This is a genomic window from Streptococcus sp. 5346 (assembly GCF_013277455.1).
Taxonomy (GTDB): domain Bacteria; phylum Bacillota; class Bacilli; order Lactobacillales; family Streptococcaceae; genus Streptococcus.
This window is the reverse complement of sequence record NZ_VMMY01000009.1, coordinates 82,451-101,504: the sequence shown is the minus strand read 5'-3', so window position 1 is coordinate 101,504 and position 19,054 is coordinate 82,451. Positions and strand designations below refer to the sequence as shown.

Annotated in this window: 17 protein-coding genes and 3 pseudogenes; 4 read left to right on the top strand and 16 right to left on the bottom strand. The window is 36.6% G+C overall.

Going from position 1 to position 19,054, the window contains the following annotated elements:
- Positions 1-31: 31 nt before the first annotated feature.
- Positions 32-649: a TetR/AcrR family transcriptional regulator gene (locus tag HT732_RS06460; protein WP_173254375.1), complete on the bottom strand. Its 618-nt coding sequence runs from the start codon at positions 647-649 to the stop codon at positions 32-34.
- 394 nt (positions 650-1,043) lie between these two features.
- Here HT732_RS06460 and HT732_RS06455 point away from each other — a divergent pair, with 394 nt between their 5' ends.
- The 4 genes from HT732_RS06455 to HT732_RS06440 are packed head-to-tail and all read left to right on the top strand — an operon-like array spanning position 1,044 to position 2,288.
- Positions 1,044-1,289 (top strand): hypothetical protein, encoded by a 246-nt coding sequence (locus HT732_RS06455; RefSeq protein ID WP_001813542.1) that lies wholly within the window; start codon positions 1,044-1,046, stop codon positions 1,287-1,289.
- On the top strand, positions 1,286-1,621 hold the full coding sequence (locus HT732_RS06450; RefSeq protein WP_000806926.1) for a hypothetical protein: 336 nt from the start codon (positions 1,286-1,288) through the stop codon (positions 1,619-1,621). Before HT732_RS06455 ends, HT732_RS06450 begins: the two co-directional genes overlap by 4 nt.
- Before the next feature lie 12 nt (positions 1,622-1,633).
- The gene (locus HT732_RS06445; RefSeq protein ID WP_000567222.1) at positions 1,634-2,002 is read left to right on the top strand and encodes a hypothetical protein; all 369 of its coding nucleotides are present in this window, start codon (positions 1,634-1,636) and stop codon (positions 2,000-2,002) included.
- The gene (locus HT732_RS06440; RefSeq protein ID WP_173254374.1) at positions 1,989-2,288 is read left to right on the top strand and encodes a DUF5960 family protein; all 300 of its coding nucleotides are present in this window, start codon (positions 1,989-1,991) and stop codon (positions 2,286-2,288) included. Before HT732_RS06445 ends, HT732_RS06440 begins: the two co-directional genes overlap by 14 nt.
- 117 nt (positions 2,289-2,405) lie before the next feature.
- Here the strand turns inward: HT732_RS06440 and msr(D) are convergent, their stop codons facing one another.
- The 15 genes and pseudogenes from msr(D) to rlmD form a co-directional block, all read right to left on the bottom strand.
- Positions 2,406-3,869: an ABC-F type ribosomal protection protein Msr(D) gene (gene msr(D) / locus HT732_RS06435; RefSeq protein ID WP_000420313.1), complete on the bottom strand. Its 1,464-nt coding sequence runs from the start codon at positions 3,867-3,869 to the stop codon at positions 2,406-2,408.
- 119 nt (positions 3,870-3,988) lie between these two features.
- Positions 3,989-5,206, bottom strand: a complete 1,218-nt coding sequence (mef(A), locus tag HT732_RS06430; protein ID WP_000417519.1) for a macrolide efflux MFS transporter Mef(A) — start codon at positions 5,204-5,206, stop codon at positions 3,989-3,991.
- Positions 5,207-5,591: 385 nt separating this feature from the next.
- Positions 5,592-5,762, bottom strand: coding sequence for a hypothetical protein (locus HT732_RS06425; RefSeq protein ID WP_000873143.1), 171 nt, complete (start codon positions 5,760-5,762; stop codon positions 5,592-5,594).
- 1,027 nt (positions 5,763-6,789) lie between these two features.
- Positions 6,790-8,877: a heavy metal translocating P-type ATPase gene (locus HT732_RS06420; protein WP_173254373.1), complete on the bottom strand. Its 2,088-nt coding sequence runs from the start codon at positions 8,875-8,877 to the stop codon at positions 6,790-6,792.
- Positions 8,846-9,223: a metalloregulator ArsR/SmtB family transcription factor gene (locus HT732_RS06415; protein WP_000076060.1), complete on the bottom strand. Its 378-nt coding sequence runs from the start codon at positions 9,221-9,223 to the stop codon at positions 8,846-8,848. The genes HT732_RS06420 and HT732_RS06415 overlap by 32 nt, the downstream gene beginning before the upstream one ends.
- A 14-nt stretch (positions 9,224-9,237) precedes the next feature.
- Positions 9,238-10,053, bottom strand: a pseudogene (locus tag HT732_RS10365) (ZIP family metal transporter).
- Between the two features lie 588 nt (positions 10,054-10,641).
- Positions 10,642-11,241 (bottom strand): hypothetical protein, encoded by a 600-nt coding sequence (locus HT732_RS06395; RefSeq protein ID WP_173254372.1) that lies wholly within the window; start codon positions 11,239-11,241, stop codon positions 10,642-10,644.
- A 96-nt stretch (positions 11,242-11,337) separates the two neighbouring features.
- Positions 11,338-12,624, bottom strand: coding sequence for a recombinase family protein (locus tag HT732_RS06390; RefSeq protein ID WP_257616655.1), 1,287 nt, complete (start codon positions 12,622-12,624; stop codon positions 11,338-11,340).
- Entirely contained in the window at positions 12,587-13,828 is a 1,242-nt protein-coding gene (locus HT732_RS06385) for a recombinase family protein (RefSeq protein WP_173254371.1), read from the bottom strand. Before HT732_RS06385 ends, HT732_RS06390 begins: the two co-directional genes overlap by 38 nt.
- A gap of 345 nt (positions 13,829-14,173) precedes the next feature.
- On the bottom strand, positions 14,174-14,302 hold the full coding sequence (locus HT732_RS06380; RefSeq protein WP_162837937.1) for a putative holin-like toxin: 129 nt from the start codon (positions 14,300-14,302) through the stop codon (positions 14,174-14,176).
- 153 nt (positions 14,303-14,455) lie between these two features.
- Positions 14,456-15,395, bottom strand: a pseudogene (locus HT732_RS06375) (N-acetylmuramoyl-L-alanine amidase family protein).
- Positions 15,395-15,810: pseudogene (locus HT732_RS10560) on the bottom strand (phage holin family protein). The pseudogenes HT732_RS06375 and HT732_RS10560 overlap by 1 nt, the downstream one beginning before the upstream one ends.
- A gap of 497 nt (positions 15,811-16,307) precedes the next feature.
- Positions 16,308-16,928, bottom strand: coding sequence for a hypothetical protein (locus HT732_RS06365; RefSeq protein WP_173254370.1), 621 nt, complete (start codon positions 16,926-16,928; stop codon positions 16,308-16,310).
- Between the two features lie 67 nt (positions 16,929-16,995).
- The gene (locus HT732_RS06360) at positions 16,996-17,331 is read right to left on the bottom strand and encodes a resolvase (protein ID WP_173254369.1); all 336 of its coding nucleotides are present in this window, start codon (positions 17,329-17,331) and stop codon (positions 16,996-16,998) included.
- Positions 17,332-17,657: 326 nt separating this feature from the next.
- Positions 17,658-19,016: a 23S rRNA (uracil(1939)-C(5))-methyltransferase RlmD gene (gene rlmD / locus HT732_RS06355; RefSeq protein WP_173254368.1), complete on the bottom strand. Its 1,359-nt coding sequence runs from the start codon at positions 19,014-19,016 to the stop codon at positions 17,658-17,660.
- Positions 19,017-19,054: the final 38 nt, after the last annotated feature.

The window sequence follows — 19,054 nt, the reverse complement described above, 5'->3', positions numbered from 1 at the left end:
ATAGTTCTCTTTACAAACATTCTATCTTTTTTTAATTGCTAAAGAGTCCTTTTGTATTTAGATTTTGTTCCAGCATTATCTTAAATGCATTCAAGTAATCTTTGACAGGTTCTTTCTTTGAAGTTATGATACCTATGTTATTTGAAACAAAAACATAGGCTGTCATCAGAATTTCTGCTGTTTCTGATGGATATTTTACAGAAAATACTTTTTCTGAGATGCCTTGATTTATTATCCTCTCAAAATATATAGTTAGTTTTTCAATGAGCTTATGAGATAACTTATCTAACATATAACGATTTTCTTCAAGATCAACCGTCTTTTGTAACTCAGTTCCTTCCGCTGAAACATTATCTGTAGAGATTATTGTGGCATCTATAAAGGCTCTTATTTTTTCAATAGCAGTTTTGTCGTCATCATTGACAATCACATGAATATCTCTCAATAATTTCTCTGAATAACGTTCCACAAGACAATACAGAATATCTTCTTTGTTCTTAAAGTGATAGTATAACAAACCTCGTGATATATTTACCTTATCGACTATATCCTGAGTTGTTGTGTTCGCATATCCTTTCTCCATAAAGAGGAGCATAGCAGCATCCATAATCTCAGCCCGTCGAATTTCCGGATCTTTTACATCTCGCATTTTATTCCTCCTGATTATAAATTATACTATCTTACTGACAAATTGTCAATTATAAAATTACCTTTTTGAGGATACCAAAAAATCCTTGACACCAAGGATTTTTCGTCAACATTTTTTTCTAAGCTCGTACAAGCAGTGATACTGCCTCAACATGTGCTGAGAGCTTTCTTCTATACTAATAGACGAAAGGGTGTGAAAATGATTTTTAAATGATACTGTGGAACGGAACAGTAGCCCTAGTATTGACTACTGTCGTTTCTATTCATATTGGCTATTCTAGGACTGAGATGAAAAAATCTATAAATGCTCAGAATAAAATTGAACCCGCAAATCTCCCCAAAACAATGGTGAGTCATGTACTTGTATTATTCCGAAAAAATACACCTCTGGTGCAGTGAGACAAATTGGTGTATCTTATAGTGGCTTCGTAGATGAAAGCTATACTCTACTATCACTCTTTGATGATGTAGAACAAATTGAAAAAGATAATAGACTTCAGACAGCTATTGATGTTGTCAGAGAACAGTTTGGTTTTTTAGCCATACAAAAAGGAACCGTCCTAACTGAAGGTTCCAGAAATATTGAACGCAGTAAACTTATCGGTGGTCATTCCGCGGGTGGATTGGAGGGATTAAAATGAAACAAGAAAAAAATACAGTACAATTTTCAGAAATCCGTAGCAAAGGATGTAATGATATTGAAATGCTTGAAAGATTTTTACATGGAATCGTTGAAACAGCAACTTCAAAACTTCGTCAGAGAAAACTCAAAACAACTGAAATATCGATACGACTAGTACATGCTAAATCTGAAAACCGATTACCATTGGAATTTACATTTAGCATTAAGCCAACAAGCTCATCTGTGATAATCTATACTGAGGTAATCAATCGCTTTAAAGAATGTTACACAGGTGGGGGAATTCAAGGTTTTACGATTCAATTTGATAAAAATACCCTTGCCTCTGCATAGAAAGGATTTGATATGATTGACCGTTCATATTTACCATTTCAATCAGCAAGAGAGTACCAGGATACAAAGATGCAAAAATGGATGGGCTTTTTCCTATCTGAACATGCATCAGCACTCTCTGATGATACAAACAAAGTAACGTACATGTCTGACTTATCACTAGAGAAGAAATTATTACTCCTCAGTCAAGTATACGCCGGGCAGCTACGCACACGCATTCAAGTGATTGAAAAAAACAAGCGTGTTTCCTACACTGGAACAATACCAAGTCTGACCAAAGATTTCATTTTGATAAAAACTACAACAGGTCACATCAATTTGAAATTAAAAGACATTATTAGTATTGAACTTGTCGAGGAGGTGCTCTATGAATCAGCTTGAGTTTCAGCGTAATCACCTACAAATGGTCTATTATAGCGAGAGCTACCAAGATTTTGAACGTGACTTCTACCGCTACTCTAACATGAATATTCCATTGACCTTCCTAACTGATGATATCCTAAAAACAATGGCGACTTCACGTAAGAATTACTTTGTCCTCAATAAGGAAAAGTCCAGAGATAACCGCGATCACTTCTTCATATTTGAAGTAAGTACCGTAGATGAGAATCCGCTAATCTATCATTATACATATAAGAAAACTACAATATATTTAGCAGAAAAATAGGAGCAGTTCAATTGACTGTTCCTATTTTTAATATTCATAAAATCTAAAGTCTTTATACTCTTTAACAATGGAGTCGCCAACCAGAACAGACTATACTGACCAGCGACTACCTTAAATTTAATGTTTCAGATTTATTTTCTTATCTCTAATTTCATAAACTACATCTGCTACATTTTCGAGTAATCGTTTATCGTGGGTGATAAACACGATAGTTCCGGTGTACTCCTTCATTAGTATTTCCAAAGCCTCTAAACTTGGTATGTCAAGGAAGTTACTGGGTTCATCCATTATTAGGATGTTATATCTACCCATGAGCATTTTAGCAAGCAACAATTTTATAATTTCTCCACCGCTTAAAACAGATAAACTTTTTCCAATATCGTTCTGTTTGAACCCCATAGATGCTAGCACTGAACGAATTTCTGATATATTGTAGTCACAATCCTTCTGCATAAACTCCATAACATTCTGATTACTGTTGTACTTGTAACCATTCTGTGCAAAGTAACCTATTTTTGCCTTAGGCGAAATAGAAATTCCTTCTTCATGGTTTAAGATCATTTGGATTAAAGTTGTTTTTCCGATTCCATTACCACCAGTTAACGCCACTTTTGCTCCTAACGGAATTTGAAAAGATGCATTTTCAAACAGAGCCTTATCCCCAAATACTTTATTAATTTCTGCACCGACTATAGGGTATGGATTATGGAGCTCCAATGCTTTACTTTGCCTGAAACGAATTCTGCGAATGCCTTCCGGAGCTTCTACTTTTCCTAAGGCCGCAATCCTGTGCTCTAGGGTTTTAGCAGCATTATACATCTTTTTTTCCTTACTTCCTATTGATTTTTGATGAGCTAAACGCCCTCCGTCTTCAGTACTTTTTTTCTTTGAAGAACCTTTTGCCTTCTGTTCTATTTTACGAGCCTGTTTTCGCTTTTCCTCCGCAGCCCTTTCCAATCGGGCACGTTCCGCAATAAATTGTTCGTATTCTGCAGCTTGGCTCTTACGTTCTTCCTCTTTCTGACGAAGATAATCAGAATAGTTTCCCCAATACTCAGTGATTTTGCCATCTTTCAGTTCCCATATTTTATCTACTATTTCATCAAGAAAATAGCGGTCATGGCTAATAACTAACAGTGCACCTGTAAAATATTTTAGCTGTCCTATTAGAAAATCAATTCCTTCACGGTCTAAATGGCTCGTAGGTTCATCCGCTAAAATACCATGAACCTGTGCCGATAAGGCCTGTGCTATTTTAAGCCTTGTTTCTTCACCACCGCTCATAGTCTGTATATTTAATTGCTCAACACCTAGCTTGCCTACAAGTGCAAAATCTTTTTCCTCCTGCAGAGTTACTTCGTCCAACTGGGGAATATAGGCAAGTTCACCCAGACGATTCATTTTACATCCTGGGGGAGTTAATTCTCCTAAAAGTACCCTGAGTAAAGTGCTTTTTCCAGCACCATTTGCTCCTACTAAACCAATACGGTCATAATCATATACTTCTAATTCATTTATATCTAAAACATCGCGTCCTTTGAATTCCACACGAATGTCTTTTGCTTTTAATATTAATTCCATAACATTTCCTCCTGTCTATAATCGCATGCTTTCATTTGCTTGTATGCAGGGAAAACCCTGCGATTTTAGCAGGAAGAGTTACATGAAAATAAGATACATAAATATTCCTCCAATATTGTTTATTTTAAATCTAATTTTCTAACCTCAGTTATCATTTGGCAAACTATAGCAATGCCAATAATTAAAATACCTGATAGTAAAAACCAATGATTTACACCGATTTTATCAGCAAAGAATCCAGAAAGAATTAACCCAATTGGCATAGCAAGTGACATGATACTTCCGATCAAAGAAAATACACGTCCTAAATATTCAGGCTTAATTTTCTCCTGAAAAAGAGCTGTTTGCACACCGCTATAAAATGGCACCGAAAGCCCCATTATTGCACAGCAAACTACGAATATTACAAATCCATTTGGAGGAAGTATTCCCGAAACGGCTAAACTGGTCCCCATTATAAAAAATGAACTTGTTATTAGTAATACATGCTTTTCGAAGCCCCCTAATCTTCCTAATAATAAGCCTCCTGCTAGCATCCCAAATGCAAAGGAAATTTCCGTAATAGAAATATGCACAGGTGTTCCATTAAAGTGTTCCATGCTTATTAAAGGAAATAGTGCATTGATTGGCATATAAACAAAAGTATATAGTGTTCCTAAGAGTAATAAGGCAAACAATCCTTTGTTTTGTCTCAGAACCACAACTCCTTCTTTCATCTCCCTTATGAAATTTGGTTCTAAACTTTGCACTTGATTACCCAGCTTAGGTATACGTACAATTGCTACCGTAATAGATGCAATCACAGCACCCAATACGTCGATGGCAATAATAGCATTTAAATCCCAAACGGAGTATAAGAGTGCTGCAACTGCCGGACTAACAATATAGCTTATAGACTGCAAAGACTGACTATAGCCTGCGCATTTCGTTAGCTGTTCTTCTGGTACTAAAAGTGGTGTAACCGCATTGAGTGCTGGGGTATGAAAAGCTGTTCCAATGCTACGGATAAACAATACTATCATAATCATCCAGACAGGTAGCTCCATACAGAATGCAACAATAGCAAGCACTGCACCAGCTGCTGCGATAATTAAATCGGCACCAATCATTATCTTCTTCCTATCATGACGATCCACTAGCACACCAATGGCAGGTCCCAAAATCGCATAGGGTAAAAAACCTACTAATGAAGCCATAGACAAGACCATCGCAGATCCTGTTTTTTCTGTAAGGTAAAAAATAATCGCCATTTGCAGGATGGCACTAGTGATTAATGATACTGCTTGCCCTGCCCATATTGCATAAAATTTTCGTTTCCAATTGTTGTATTTTTCCATTTATATTATCTCCTGCATATTATTTTGCTTGAATTTCTATTTTGAATAGCATTCTAGGCAATAAAAAATGCAGGCCAAACCCCACAATGTGGCTTTTGGTCTGCATACATACAATTTGGAAACATTCATATTAAAGACATAGTTAAATAAAGGTATAGTTAAATAACCAATATCCTCACCGTAACTAATGAATGCTCAATATCGTATAAATAAGCACAACAAAAAAGCCTATCATCGGGTATAGATTCTGCTTTTTTTATTGCCAGCTTATCTTAAACGCATTGAGGCTGTCATAGTTTCGGTTCCTCCTACATCTTTGTTTATATCAATTTATAGTATAACACAACAAGATGATATGTTCAATATAAAAGTTATGGAATGAGACTCATACTTCCAATTCGATGCCAGATTTAAAGGATATGACGAAGTTTTCTTCATAGACTGTAACGCTCTGGATTATCTTCCTTAGTAGCAAGCGATTAGCTTTCACAAAATCTTCTGTTTGTAGTTTTAAAAATTCATCAGGATTTTCTAACTCAACCTCAAAATATTTCATTTTACATTCCCTCATTTCATTTATTGATAAATTGAGTTTGCAAAAAAGAGTGGACAATTTTTGTCTACTCTTAACCTTTAAAATAGTTTTTTTTAATCGATTTGAAGTTGCCTAAATTATTACTTATTCGGTAAAATGAAGTATTGCTTTCAACAGATTTCCTTCAACTACACTTCACTTGATTCAAACAAGGTGGGTACATTTCTATTCCCACAAACTCCTTGTCAATGGAAACAAACACGTACCCACAGGGTAAATGGAAATAGAAACTGATAATTTCTAGCTATCACTTCTACTCATTCCAAAAATTTTCTCACTCTGATACTTACCCACCATAAAGCAAAAAGCCTTGCAATCAAGGCTTTCATTATCCCTTTCGTTCAAAGGTTTCTAAGCTTTTACGAGCAGAGCGACACACTCAGCGGTTCGCTATCTCCGTTCTGTCTGCGTGCTAGCACTTGTCAATCACGGACAGCTATCGCATGGGCGGAAGTAAATGCTAATCTTCGTCGTTTTACTCCTTGACTAGCAAACTTACCGCCTCAACATGATGCGTCTGCGGGACTAAAAAGGTTTGGGGAACCTTTTGAGGATTAACTACGTTTCTCTAACAAACTTACACATTCGACATGTGGAGTTAGTCAACATCTATATTATATAACGAAAGTGATAGAGTTGTTGTTTAAAATTAAACTTTAGAATGAAAATATTTAAAAAAAGTAGATCACTTTTAGAAGTGTCCTACTTGTATTATTTTTATTTAAAAAGGGATAAATCCTTAACAAAAGGGGTGTACTCCCGCGCCTTCGGGAAGGAAAAAAAGAAATGGCGCAAAATCAAGGTTTTATTTTTGAAATTTACCAGAAAATACCCTTAATGAAAGTAACGTAGTTCTTGTTGATGGTCATAGTGTGTTCTATTGATGCACGTTCAACGGTTACTAGATTTAGGTTAAAATCGTTAAAGCCCATATCATAGTTTTAAAAAGCGATTATACAAAAACTTGTATATCGCTCTGTTTGTTCACTTACTTTGACAAAGTGGAGGTATCTATCCTCAAGGTCCTCAATGCATTCCATACTGCCAGTAGCGTTACACCAACATCTGCAAAGATTGCCTCCCACATATTAGAAATTCCCAATCCACTTAGAACCAAGAAAATTAGTTTAACTACAATAGCCAAGGTCATGTTTTGCCGAGCTATTCTGACTGTCTTTTTAGCCAGTCGAATGACTTGAGGAAGTTTTCCAAGGTCATCATCCATCAGTACAACATCTGCTGATTCAATGGCTGCGTCCGAACCTAGCCCTCCCATAGCAATACCAACATCTGCCCTAGCAAGAACCGGTGCATCATTCACTCCATCTCCAACAAAGGCAACAGCCTGCTGAGACTGAGTCAGAATTTCCTCAAATGTACTCACCTTATCCTGAGGCAAGCAATCTCCAAATGCATCATTGAAGGCAAATTGCTGTGCAAATTCATCAACCACTGCCTGACGATCACCTGAAAGGAGAACCGTTTTTTTAATTCCGACCGCCTGTAAATCCTTCAAGGCCTCGATGCTCGTCTCCTTCACTTGGTCTGTGATAAGGAAATAGCCTAAAAAGTGACTGTCCTCTGCCAAATAGAGAACTGTTCCTGTGCTGTCAATAGCTGGATAAGCAATCCCTTGAACTTCCATTAATCTAGCATTCCCAAGATAGAGCTGTCTGCCATCTATCCTACCGGACATGCCCTGCCCTGGTAGCTCGGTAATCTGACTCACCCTATTCTCGTCCACTTCCTGTCCATAGGCTGTTCGAATCGAGTTTGCGATTGGATGATTGGAATAGCTTTCCAAATGGGCAGCGAGGTACAGAATATTATCCTCGATACCTTCTGCGTTGACAACGGTATCTACCGCAAAGATACCTTTTGTAATTGTCCCCGTCTTATCAAATACGACCGTATCCAACTTGGCAAGAGCCTCTAAATAATTCCCACCTTTCACTAAGACACCTAATTTAGATGCTCCCCCTAGCCCGCCAAAGAAACTCATTGGTACCGAAACCGCAAGAGCACAAGGGCAAGAAATGACTAAAAAGGTAAGTGCCCGATAAAGCCAAGTCGACCACTCCCCTAAACCAAGCAAGGGAGGCAGGCTTGCAAGCAGAAAAGCGATTCCGACAACCACTGGTGTATACACACTCGAAAAACGTGTGATCATCCGTTCCGTCTCCGCTTTTTTATTGCTTGCATTTTCAACTAATTCCAAAATTTTGTTGACCGTTGATTGCGAAAAAGTCTTTCTCACTTCAATTACCAATGGACTAGTCAAATTGATCACACCACTTGTAATGTCCTCACCAACGCCAATTTCCCTAGGCAGTGATTCTCCTGTCAAGGCTGACGTATCCAGAATAGAACGACCTTTTCTGACCAGACCATCTAGGGGCACCTTCTCCCCAGGCTTAACTAAAATATGGTCCGCAACCCTTACTGTTTCAGGGTCTACTTGAACGGCTTCTCCCCCCTCTAGTCTCCAAGCCTTAACCGACCGAATATCCATCAATTGTGCAATGGACTGACGAGATTGAGAGGTGGCCTTGTCTTGGAAATACTCCCCAATCTGATAAAAAAGCATGACGGCTACTGCCTCTGGAAATTCTCCCAAGAGAAAGGCTCCTAAGGTCGCGATACTCATCAAAAAGTTTTCATCAAAAATATTGCCACGTTGAATATTTTGAACCATCTTGATAAGAACCTTATGACCGATAATGATATATAGGGTCAGATAATAGACCAGACGAATCCAGAAATACTCCTCTGGCAGGAAAAAGCCGAAGGCAAATAGAATCGTAACAGCAAGTAGCAGCTCTTTCGCCCAATCTCGTTTTTCTGGAAGTGCCTCTTCCTTTTTCTCACTGATCACTTCGATTCCAGGTTCAATAGCATCTACTAAGTCAATAATTTCCTTATCTATCCCATCTTCGCTTTTTGTTTCCAAAGTCAGCTTTTGAGCTATCAGATTGACAGTGGCAGATTCTACCTGCTCCAATTGATTGACAGCACGTTCAATCTTAGCAGCACAATTGCCACAGTCAATTCCCCGAAGTACATACTCTTTCTTCATGTTTTTCCTCCTTCAAATGCTTCAGTGTCAAAGACAAGACTGATGCGACATGATTATCCGCAAGTTCATAATAGGTCATCTTTCCTTTTTTCTCCCCCTTGACCAATTGGCAGTCCCGCAGATAGCGTAGTTGGTGAGAAATAGCAGATTTGGTCATCTGTAACGCAATCGCTAAGTCTCCGACACAAATTGTTTTTTGCCGTACTGCTTGTAAAATCCGCAAACGAGTTGGATCAGAAATCGCCTTAAAAAAATTGGACATATTTAGCAATGTAACGGTATCAAACTCCGTCTCATGGACCCCTTGAATTAAATCTGGATTACAAGCTGTTAAACACTGTGACATATTTTGTATTCCTCCTATCCTAAAGTTGTATCAAGTAACATCATAATTAGAAATCCGTCCATAAACTCACCTGTTGCAATATCGGTATTCTTGTGTTCTTGAGCACCTGGCACAAGTTTTTCCACTACAACATAAATCATGGCTCCTGCCGCAAATGAGAGAGCATAAGATAGTAGCTGGGGCATAGACATAACAGCATAGGCCCCTAAAACAACTGCAATCGGCTCAACAATCGCTGACATGGCGCCATAGTAGAAAGCTGATTTCCTACTTCGCCCTTCTGCCCGTAGCGGCAAGGACAAGGCAGAGCCTTCTGGAATATTTTGGATACCAATTCACAAGGCTAATCCAAGGGCACTCATCCACGTAAAGGAAAGTCCAGTTGTGGCATTTGCCACACCAACTGCTAAGCCCTCTGGTATATTATGAATCACTACCGCCAGATAAAGCAGCATGGTCTTTGATAAGGGTCTTTGGGGATTCAAAATCCCTTCCTTATCACTCATCTGTTGATTCAAATGCAGGTGGGGAACCAAATAATCAATAAAGCGGATAATTAAGCCCCCGACAATAAAAACCAACAGCCGTCGGCAACCAGTAAAATCTGTTTGCAGCCATTGACTGGCTATAGCCAAATGAAAGGACAAGCAAAGACCAGACTGCAGCTGCCGTCATAATACCCGCTGCCAAGCCCATCATCATATCCATGAATTTTTGATGAATGGTTTTGACAAAAAAGACCAAACTAGCACCGATAATGGTACAAAACAGGTGAATAAGCCAGCTAATAAAGCTTGCATTACTGGTGATAGAGATGAAAAAAATGACATCTTATACCTCAATAATCGATAATAGTTGAGCAACTGTTCAACTATTACCATTATAGTTGAACAGTTGCTCAATTGTCAAGGAAGAAAGTAAAAAAGCTATGAGAAATCCCCATAGCTAGGTGGGTATGTTTATTCCCATTACCTCCTAGTCTATGGAAACAAACACATACCTATAGGGTATTCTACTCACTCTGATACCTATCCTACCATATAAGAAAAATAGTTCCACAAACCATCATAGTGATATCTGAAAATAAAAAAGGGGGGCCAAAACTATTCCCACAGACACCTCACATGCAGGAACATTTTGAACCTCCACTGAGTATGTGGAAATAAATTTCAGACATTACTGCTATCAATAATACTATCTCAACTCAGACTGTTAGATTTATACTTCACTCAAAATTCAAAAAAGGCTTAATATCAAGCCTTTTGTAAACCCTGAAACGGTAGACTATATCTTTTTCTCCAGTAGTCCCAAAACCTCGATATGTGCTTACATCTTGCTTTTCCTTCTACAAATTGACTAAAGTTAAATTTGGAGTATTAGAGGAACTGAAATATCCTATTTCTAACCTATAGTTATGCCTATTCGGTTCGAGTTTCAACTAAGTATATTCCCCATTCAGCTAATTCTTCAGGCAAATCATAAACAGTTTTTCCATTACTTTCATAGATTTCAGAGATTCCTGGTGAGGTCTTAGAAAAAGTTTTCCAAGCTGTCACTAGTTCTTCTACAAATTGAATATTATGAGGTTCAAAAAAGTCATTAAATTTCGATAGTTCTTTACTATAAATTGTCACAACATTATAGCTATCAAGCATGATCTCATCATGACTTTTATGCCCACCAAATCCAAACTTACTTAGTCCATCATTAACAAGTAAATCACCGTATCTAATCAACAGTGCTAGGCATTCCTCTCTTGAACAACCATCAATATAATAAACATCCTTATGAGATTCCTTGATAATATTCTTTTCTATCACTTTTTCTCTATCAATACTGACAGGCAATTCCAAAATAAAAAACAAGGGCTCATCATGAATCGCAATAAAGTGTTGAAAAACCTCTAATATTTTTTCTGCGTGTACATTCGCCATCAAATGATGTTCAGTTAACTTTGTAAATGATTCAAACAGGTTTTCTACCAAGCTAACTTGGTGACCTTTTACTAAATTCAACATTATGCGTCCTCCAGAGAATTTAAACAATATCCACATTTATAATCTCATTATACCATTAACCCACTAAAAAGACTGTAACTTCCCAGTAACAGTCTCTTATAAATCTACCTCAGTTCCTTCAAGGAAAGTTACTACAATTTGTCCAGCTTCTGAAATACTGATGTGGTCGAGAACTCGATTCATGATAACTCCATCAAATTTATCTAAATCTAGTATCTGATACATCTGCTTTGCATAGTGCTTATGGAGAAGATTTGCTCCCTGCTCTAGCTTTTGCCACTTAGCTACCACATCAGATCTATGATCTTGCAATATTCCAACTGCTTTCATAAAGGCTTTCTCAAGCATTTCTTCATCAATATGATTGTTTAAACATCCAATCTGACCTTTAATCCTATATCGATTGTTACACTGCCATACCTTCCGTTTACCACGACTTGTCGTCCAATTTTTTCGACCAAATGCTGAACCACACTCTGCGCAAAATACTTTTGTTGTAAAGGGATTGTTTTCTTTCTGCATGATATAAAATTGGAGCTTATATTGTTCTCTAAATCTCTTTCTTCTTGCTATTTCTAACTGAACAATCTCCCACTTCTCTTTATCTAAAATTGGTTCATGATTGTTTTCAATATAGTATTGATTAACTTGTCCATCATTATCTATTCGTTTCTTCGTCAGGAAATCAACAGTATAGGTTTTCTGAAGCAAAGCATCACCCTTGTATTTTTCATTTTGAAGCATCTTCCATATAGCACTTGGGCACCACTTTGCTTTACCTGTGCAACCTGGTATTTCCTGTTCTCTTAACTCTTTGGAAATAAATTCTGGACTGTATCCTTCTAGAAATCTATCAAATATATACCTCACGACCTTTGCTTGTTCAGAGTTTATAATTAGATTTCCTTTTTCATCTTTGTCATATCCCATAAAGTTTGTAGTATTTACCTGAACTACACCACGCTCAAACTTCTTACGAATTCCCCAAGTTGAGTTTTCTGAAATAGATCTTGATTCATCCTGTGCAAGCGACGATAGAATAGTAAGAAGTACTTCTCCTTTTGAATCTAAGCTATCAATATTCTCTTTTTCAAAAGTTACTCCAATACCTAGATCTTTCAGTTCTCTTACATACTTGATGCAGTCCAATGTATTTCTAGCAAATCTACTAATAGATTTAACTAAAATTCTGTCAATCTTACCTTCTCTACAATCCTGTATCAGTCGGTTAAAAGCTTCACGTTTTTTTGTATTAGTTGCTGAAATACCTTCATCTGCATAAATATCTACCAGATCATAATCTTCATGTTTTAAGATGAATTCACGATAATAATTGACCTGATTCTCATAACTTGATAGCTGTTCGTCTTGGTCTGTAGACACTCGACAATAAGCGGCTACTCTGATTTTTTTCTGAATTTGAGATATGACTGTTTGCTGTAGCTTTCTGGCCGGTATAACTGTAATGTTTTTCTCCATCTTCAATCCTTTCTAACACAGTTACTGGTGAACTTAGTTTCCAATCTTCAATATCCCTTTCAGGGACTCTCATACCTTTACATGAATTTTTTCCTTCTTTGATATATTTGGAACAACACCAAATAATCTTTTTCTTATAAGATACCTGTCTTTTTAATGTTGAACCACAATACTGGCATTTTAACATTCTGGAAAATTTATAGCTTTTATTTGTACCTTGGATCCGAGAACAGCTTTTCATTTTTACCTGAACCTTTTCCCATATTTCCTTAGATATAATTCCTTCATGATTATCTTCGATATAGTATTGTTCCAACTGTCCCTGATTTAATTTCTTTGGACCGTTTACACCATCATGAAAGTATTTTTGAAGCAGTAAAGAGCCTTTGTATTTTTCGTTTTTTAAGATATTACGAATTGTGCTATCATACCATTTCTTTCCTGTTACGGTTGGAACCCTGTCCTCATTAAGTTTTTTAGCAATCCTATGTGTACCCATTCCTTCTAAATAACTATAAAAGATGGTTCTCACTATTTGCGCTTCTTCTTGGTTTATAACAAGTTCTCCTTTTTCGTTTAAATCATACCCTAAAAACCGTTTAGCATTAATGAGTAATTCTCCCTTCTGGAACTTTCTACGAAAACTCCACCGTTGGTTTCCGCTCATGCTGTGTAACTCTTCCTCAGTCAAACTTGCTAACACAGTCAAGACAACTTCACCTTCATTGGATAAAGTGTGGATATTCTGCTTTTCAAAAAAGATATCAATACCAAGAGTTTTTAATTCTCGACTGATTTCAAGTACATTGATGAGATCTCTTGCAAACCTTGATATTGACTTAGTATGGATAACATCAATTTGTCCTTTTCTACAAGCATCTAACATAGTTTGAAAATCAGGTCTATCATACTTTGAACCCGAAACACCTTTGTCACAAAAAACACCCAAAAACTCAACATCATCACGTTCAGCATACAACTTTTCAAAATAGACTTTTTGATTCTCTAGCGAATCAAGTTGACTTCCGTTGGTTGTAGAAACTCGAACATATGCACAAATTCTCTTTTTTCTTTTGTTATTCTTTGCTTCAATTTTTCTTATATTCATTTTTCCTCCTACAAGAAGTTTTTACACACTATATATCCCTCTAAATGCTATATTAGTCAAGTAATCAGCAACCCTGTACTTTAACAAAATGTTTTTATTGTCCTCTTACCTGAATAGGTACTTTCAAGATAGATTTTTCCGGTTTTAAGAAAAAATCAAAAAAGAAAAAGCCTGATGTATTTCACCAGGCTTAGATTTTTTATTTGAAATTTAATCGCAATATGTTATAATAAACATAGAAAAAGGAGCTGAGCTACCAACTCAACTCCAATGTAGAACCGTTAAAAAGACGGTGGCTCGTATAACAGATTTAATCCGTCCTACTCGCGCAAAAGTGGGGACGGATTATTTTTTGTCCTTGTCTTTGAAGATTTTATAGCACAAACCAATCAAAGTAATGGTAAAGCTACCAAAACCAAGTATTGTCTGTACAACTTCAAATGCGGTCAAAAGAGTGCCCCTCCTTTCCGTCAGATTTTGATGAACTGCCCATAGGCATCACCTCTCTTTCGGTATAAGGAGCAACCGTCTTCACTTTTCTACAATACATATTATACCACATAAACCACTAACTTCGGTGGTTTATTTTGTTTAAAGATTTATTTTAAGAGTAGTATCTACAAACTCTTAGTTAGTAGTAATCAAACCATGAGGTTCAATCGTAAATTCTGGTTTTACTGATAGCGAACCATCGCCTTTGAGATAATACCACCCGTTTCCGGATTTAATAAATTACTTAGATTTCATATCTCCATCTTTTTCATCTAATTAATACCAAGTTTCACGATATTTTACCCAGCCTTTAGCCATTCGACCAACCGAATTAAAGTAATAGCACCGATTATCGATATGCATCCAACTAGTAACCATGGCACCGCGCTTATCAAAATAAAACCAATCTTTACCATCATTGAACCATTTATTGATGAAACAGTAGCCTCTATTATCAAAGTAGAACCATTCTCCTTTGATATTTTTCCGTTGAGATTTTGGATAAGAGCCATCTGATTCTTCCCACCACCAACCAACTTCGTTTCCAGTTTCCTTCAGTTAGACTAGATTCAATATCTTACTTAAACTGTTCTCTACTAATTCCCCATTTTGCAAGGTATGGATAGGGATCTACATGATCACTTCCATTATTTGGTTGGTTATAAGTACAAAATTGATGAGTTTTAATCCCAGCAAGACTACTAGAATCTAGCGTTTTAGGGATTCCAGCCTCATCATCTAACTCACGTAATAGTTTGACATAAAGTCGATAATCTATCATGAACTCTTCTTTAGATTCCTGACTTTCTATTAGTTCAACTTGAGCGTAACCTTCAACATTCCATCCGCCATCAACATCATAAGCACCTTGGTCGACTAACCATGTTTGCATGATACGACCATTCCCTACCACATGAGAGAAAAATCCTGACTCAACTGGACGACGCATATGGTAATCTGCTTCATTTTGTGCCGTAGAGTTAGGATTTCCTGTTGAGTGTGCATGAACTTGTCGATAGGGCTGTTCTCCAATTTGAGGAAGATTTGTTCGTAATCTACTAGTATCAATATCCATTATTTTTCTCCTTTATCATCAGATTTACTTCCAATTAATCTCTCAAATACTTTTAAAATAGGTTTAAAAAGTAGAATATTCCCTTTTACTTTTGGGGAGTTTTCTATAAGCGATTGGAAAGTAAAAACTAGGTATCCGATATAAATAGAATACAGAAACATAAACCCAGTTTTTCAGGCAACAAAACAGACATCGGAATCAATAACAGTAACATAAAAATCCCTAATACTTTTTAAATTAATCCATTGATTCCAATTCTATTCTTATACTCAACATCAGGATTCACAATGGCAGCAAATGTTCCTGATGCAAAATCAACAATTTCCATGATGACAATCAACCCTAACGCATACAAAATAAGCCCATCTTCTGTTTCGATGAGCTTTCTTAAAAAAGTAAACAATTCAATATCCATTTTTAATACTCCCTATTGTTCCTTCTTCATTAAATCCACGTATTTTAGGTAGGTGCAAGTGGGTACATTTTTTCTTGTTATCCATTCTCTAGTGTCAACTCTAGGCTATGGATATGTTCCCACTCAACCATATTTTTTCTCAAATAGTAAGACTCACTCCAAGCTACCGATACCTTTTAACAATAGCCTTAGAATAAGCCTTTGTTTTCTATGCTTTATTTACAATTCTTGACATCAATACGACACACTCCACATGAAATTATTAAGCTATTTTGTAAAATTAAATATCTCTGCAAAACTCATTGATTTTATAATAACTATAATATTTCTATTGTTTCGAGTATATAATTTTTGATTAGACTAATTTATATACCATATAAACTATTAATCTTTTTTAGAGATTTATCACTCAAAATCTTTGTCCAGTATCAACTGCAATTTTTAAATTTGCATATAGTTGCAACTTTAAAACAACAATATACTTATTTTCATTAAACCTATTTTAATTTATCTGCAGCCGGATCCACTTCATACCAATGATTGGAATTTCGCTTACATTGTAACGCAGACACTTTTTTTGTAACCTCACGTTTTGTTCTACCATCTGAATATGTTATATCTCTCCATTCTACAGCTTTATTGAAATATTTCATTGTGCCACCACATATAGGACATTTGTCAATATGAATTTTTTCTATTGTGATTTTCCTTCCAAGACCGCTTATTGCATAATTAAAGAATAAGGGATGTCTAGTTTCTTTTTTTGTAATATTCCTCAAACACAAGACCAGCACAAAAAGTATAAATAATACAGCAAAAATTATGATATAAATATTATTATTTAAATCCACTTTAATACTCTTATTAGTTATTAAATTAATTACAGACTCAAACATTTTATAAATTGGAAAAAGTCCTGTTAAAGAAATTATAAATCCCATCCATGAAAGCATTGCCATTGTTATCGGACTTCTCCAAACAGGTTCTGGTGTATATGATGCGACCTTATCTTCTTCAGCTTCCTTAGAATAATTATTACCTGCCACAATATTAGTTGGGGCATTAAAAATATTTCCCGAAACATTATTAATATTAGACTTAGAATATTTATCTCTCATATATTTTCTCCTATCATTTTAGTATCTTCGAACTATATTTTTTACTCTTTCTTCGAGACTTTCCATCTTATCCAATTTCAACATTACTACGCAGCCCCATTTCGAGTTGAACCGCTTCAAGTTGTTCCTTTGAAATTATCCCTTCGTGATGTTGCTTATATAAATATAGATTCTCCGATTCTCCTGAATCCGCAATTGCCACATCAATAAAAACATCCGCAACAAACCATGTTCTATGTGCAGCTACTAGTCTCGTCAATCCCGATATTTGTGCCGATAAACTATCCATCTGGGTTTTATGACTTGTACTTACACGAGCATATATCCCCACTGCATAATCTTTTATAACTCTCTTCTTCTGTATTACAGTTAAATTTTCAGCCATATCTTTTCTTCCATTCATAGAGATTCTCCACCATATTTTAGTATAATTATTCATAATGTTAATTAGGCTATTTTACAATTATCATATTTCTAGGTGGATGCATTTTTTCTTGTTATCCATTCACTAGCCTCAACTCTAAGCTATGGTTATGTTCCCATTCAACCTTCATTTTTCCCAAAAAACAAGGCTTACTCATGAATAATGATACCTTTTAACGATAGCATTAGAATAATCCTTTATTTTCTACACTTCATTTATTCACTGGTTGCAACTTTTAACATCAAAACTACCGCCTCAACGTGATACATTTGTGGATTCAAAAGGTTCACTGAACCTTTTGAGGATTAACTACGTTTCTCTAACAAGCTTACACACTCCACGTGGTGCGTCTGCGGAAAAAGATCAACCGGCTGGACTTTCTTCAATTCATATCCCAATTCTTGGTAGAGTTTGATATCACGCGCCATGGTTGCAACATTGCATGAGATATAGGCGATGCGGTCTGCTCCTGTTTGAGCGCTTGCCTTGATAAAGCTTTCTGTAAGCCCCTTGCGTGGAGGATCAACCAAGATAACGGTTGGTTGAATTCCCTCCTTGAGCCAATTTTTCATAGCATTTTCAGCTGTGTCACAGACATAGTGGGCGTTTGAAATATTGTTCAGCTGAGCATTCTTTTTACTATTCTCAACCGCTTCTGGAATGACTTCAACACCATAAACTTCTTTAACATGTTTCGCAACAGAGAGGCCAATCGTTCCTATACCAGAATAGGCATCAATGACCACATCATCTTCTTTTAATTCAGCAAAGTCAATGGCTGTTTGATAAAGTTTTTCAGCCATTTCAGTATTGACCTGATAAAAGGCTGGTCCAGCGATTTGGTAGTCATTTCCCAACATCTGGTCAGTAATAAAGTCTTGTCCATAAAGTGTGCGCCATTCCTTACCAAAAATTGCATTGGTGTTCTGATCATTGATATTTTGCATAACCGACACAATCTCTGGGAACTGCTTGGTTAATTGTTCAATCACTTGCTCCACACGGAAAACTTTAGGTCGAGTTGTTACCAAAATAACCATGATTTGTCCTGAGTAATGCCCACGACGTACCACAAGATTTCGAATCAAGCCAGATTGTTCCTTTTCATCATAAGGTTTCAAATCATAACGGCGGAGCAAGTCGCGTAGGGCTACTACTACCTCATCAATCACAGGATCTTGGATAAAGAAATCTTCTAGAGGCATGAGGTCGTGAGAATTCTTACGGAAAAATCCTGTTTCCAAGATACCATTAACTCTACGGACAGGAACCTGTGCCTTGTTACGGTACTTGATTGGATTTTCCATACCAAGCGTTTCAGCAACCTCTACATCATCAATTCCTGCAATCTTGTAGAGACTGTCCTTAACTTGCTTGGTTTTAAATTTGAGCTGTTCTGGATAGGCAAGATGACCTAAATCCGCGATTCCTGAACGTAGGTAAGCCAAATCTAGATCTTGATTACGGTGTGGTGACTGGACAAGGTATTCTTCAACCTTCCCAAAACCAATCTTTTTATTAACCTTGAGGACACGCATGAGGATTTTTTCACTCGGTAAAGCATTCTCTACAAAAAAGACCAAACCATCCACCTTGGCAACTCCTGCGCCTTCATGGGTCAAGTCAACAATTTCAACTTCTACAATATCATTTTTCTTTAACATTCTCTTCTCTTTCTATTAGCCGACAAAAAAGATGGCAA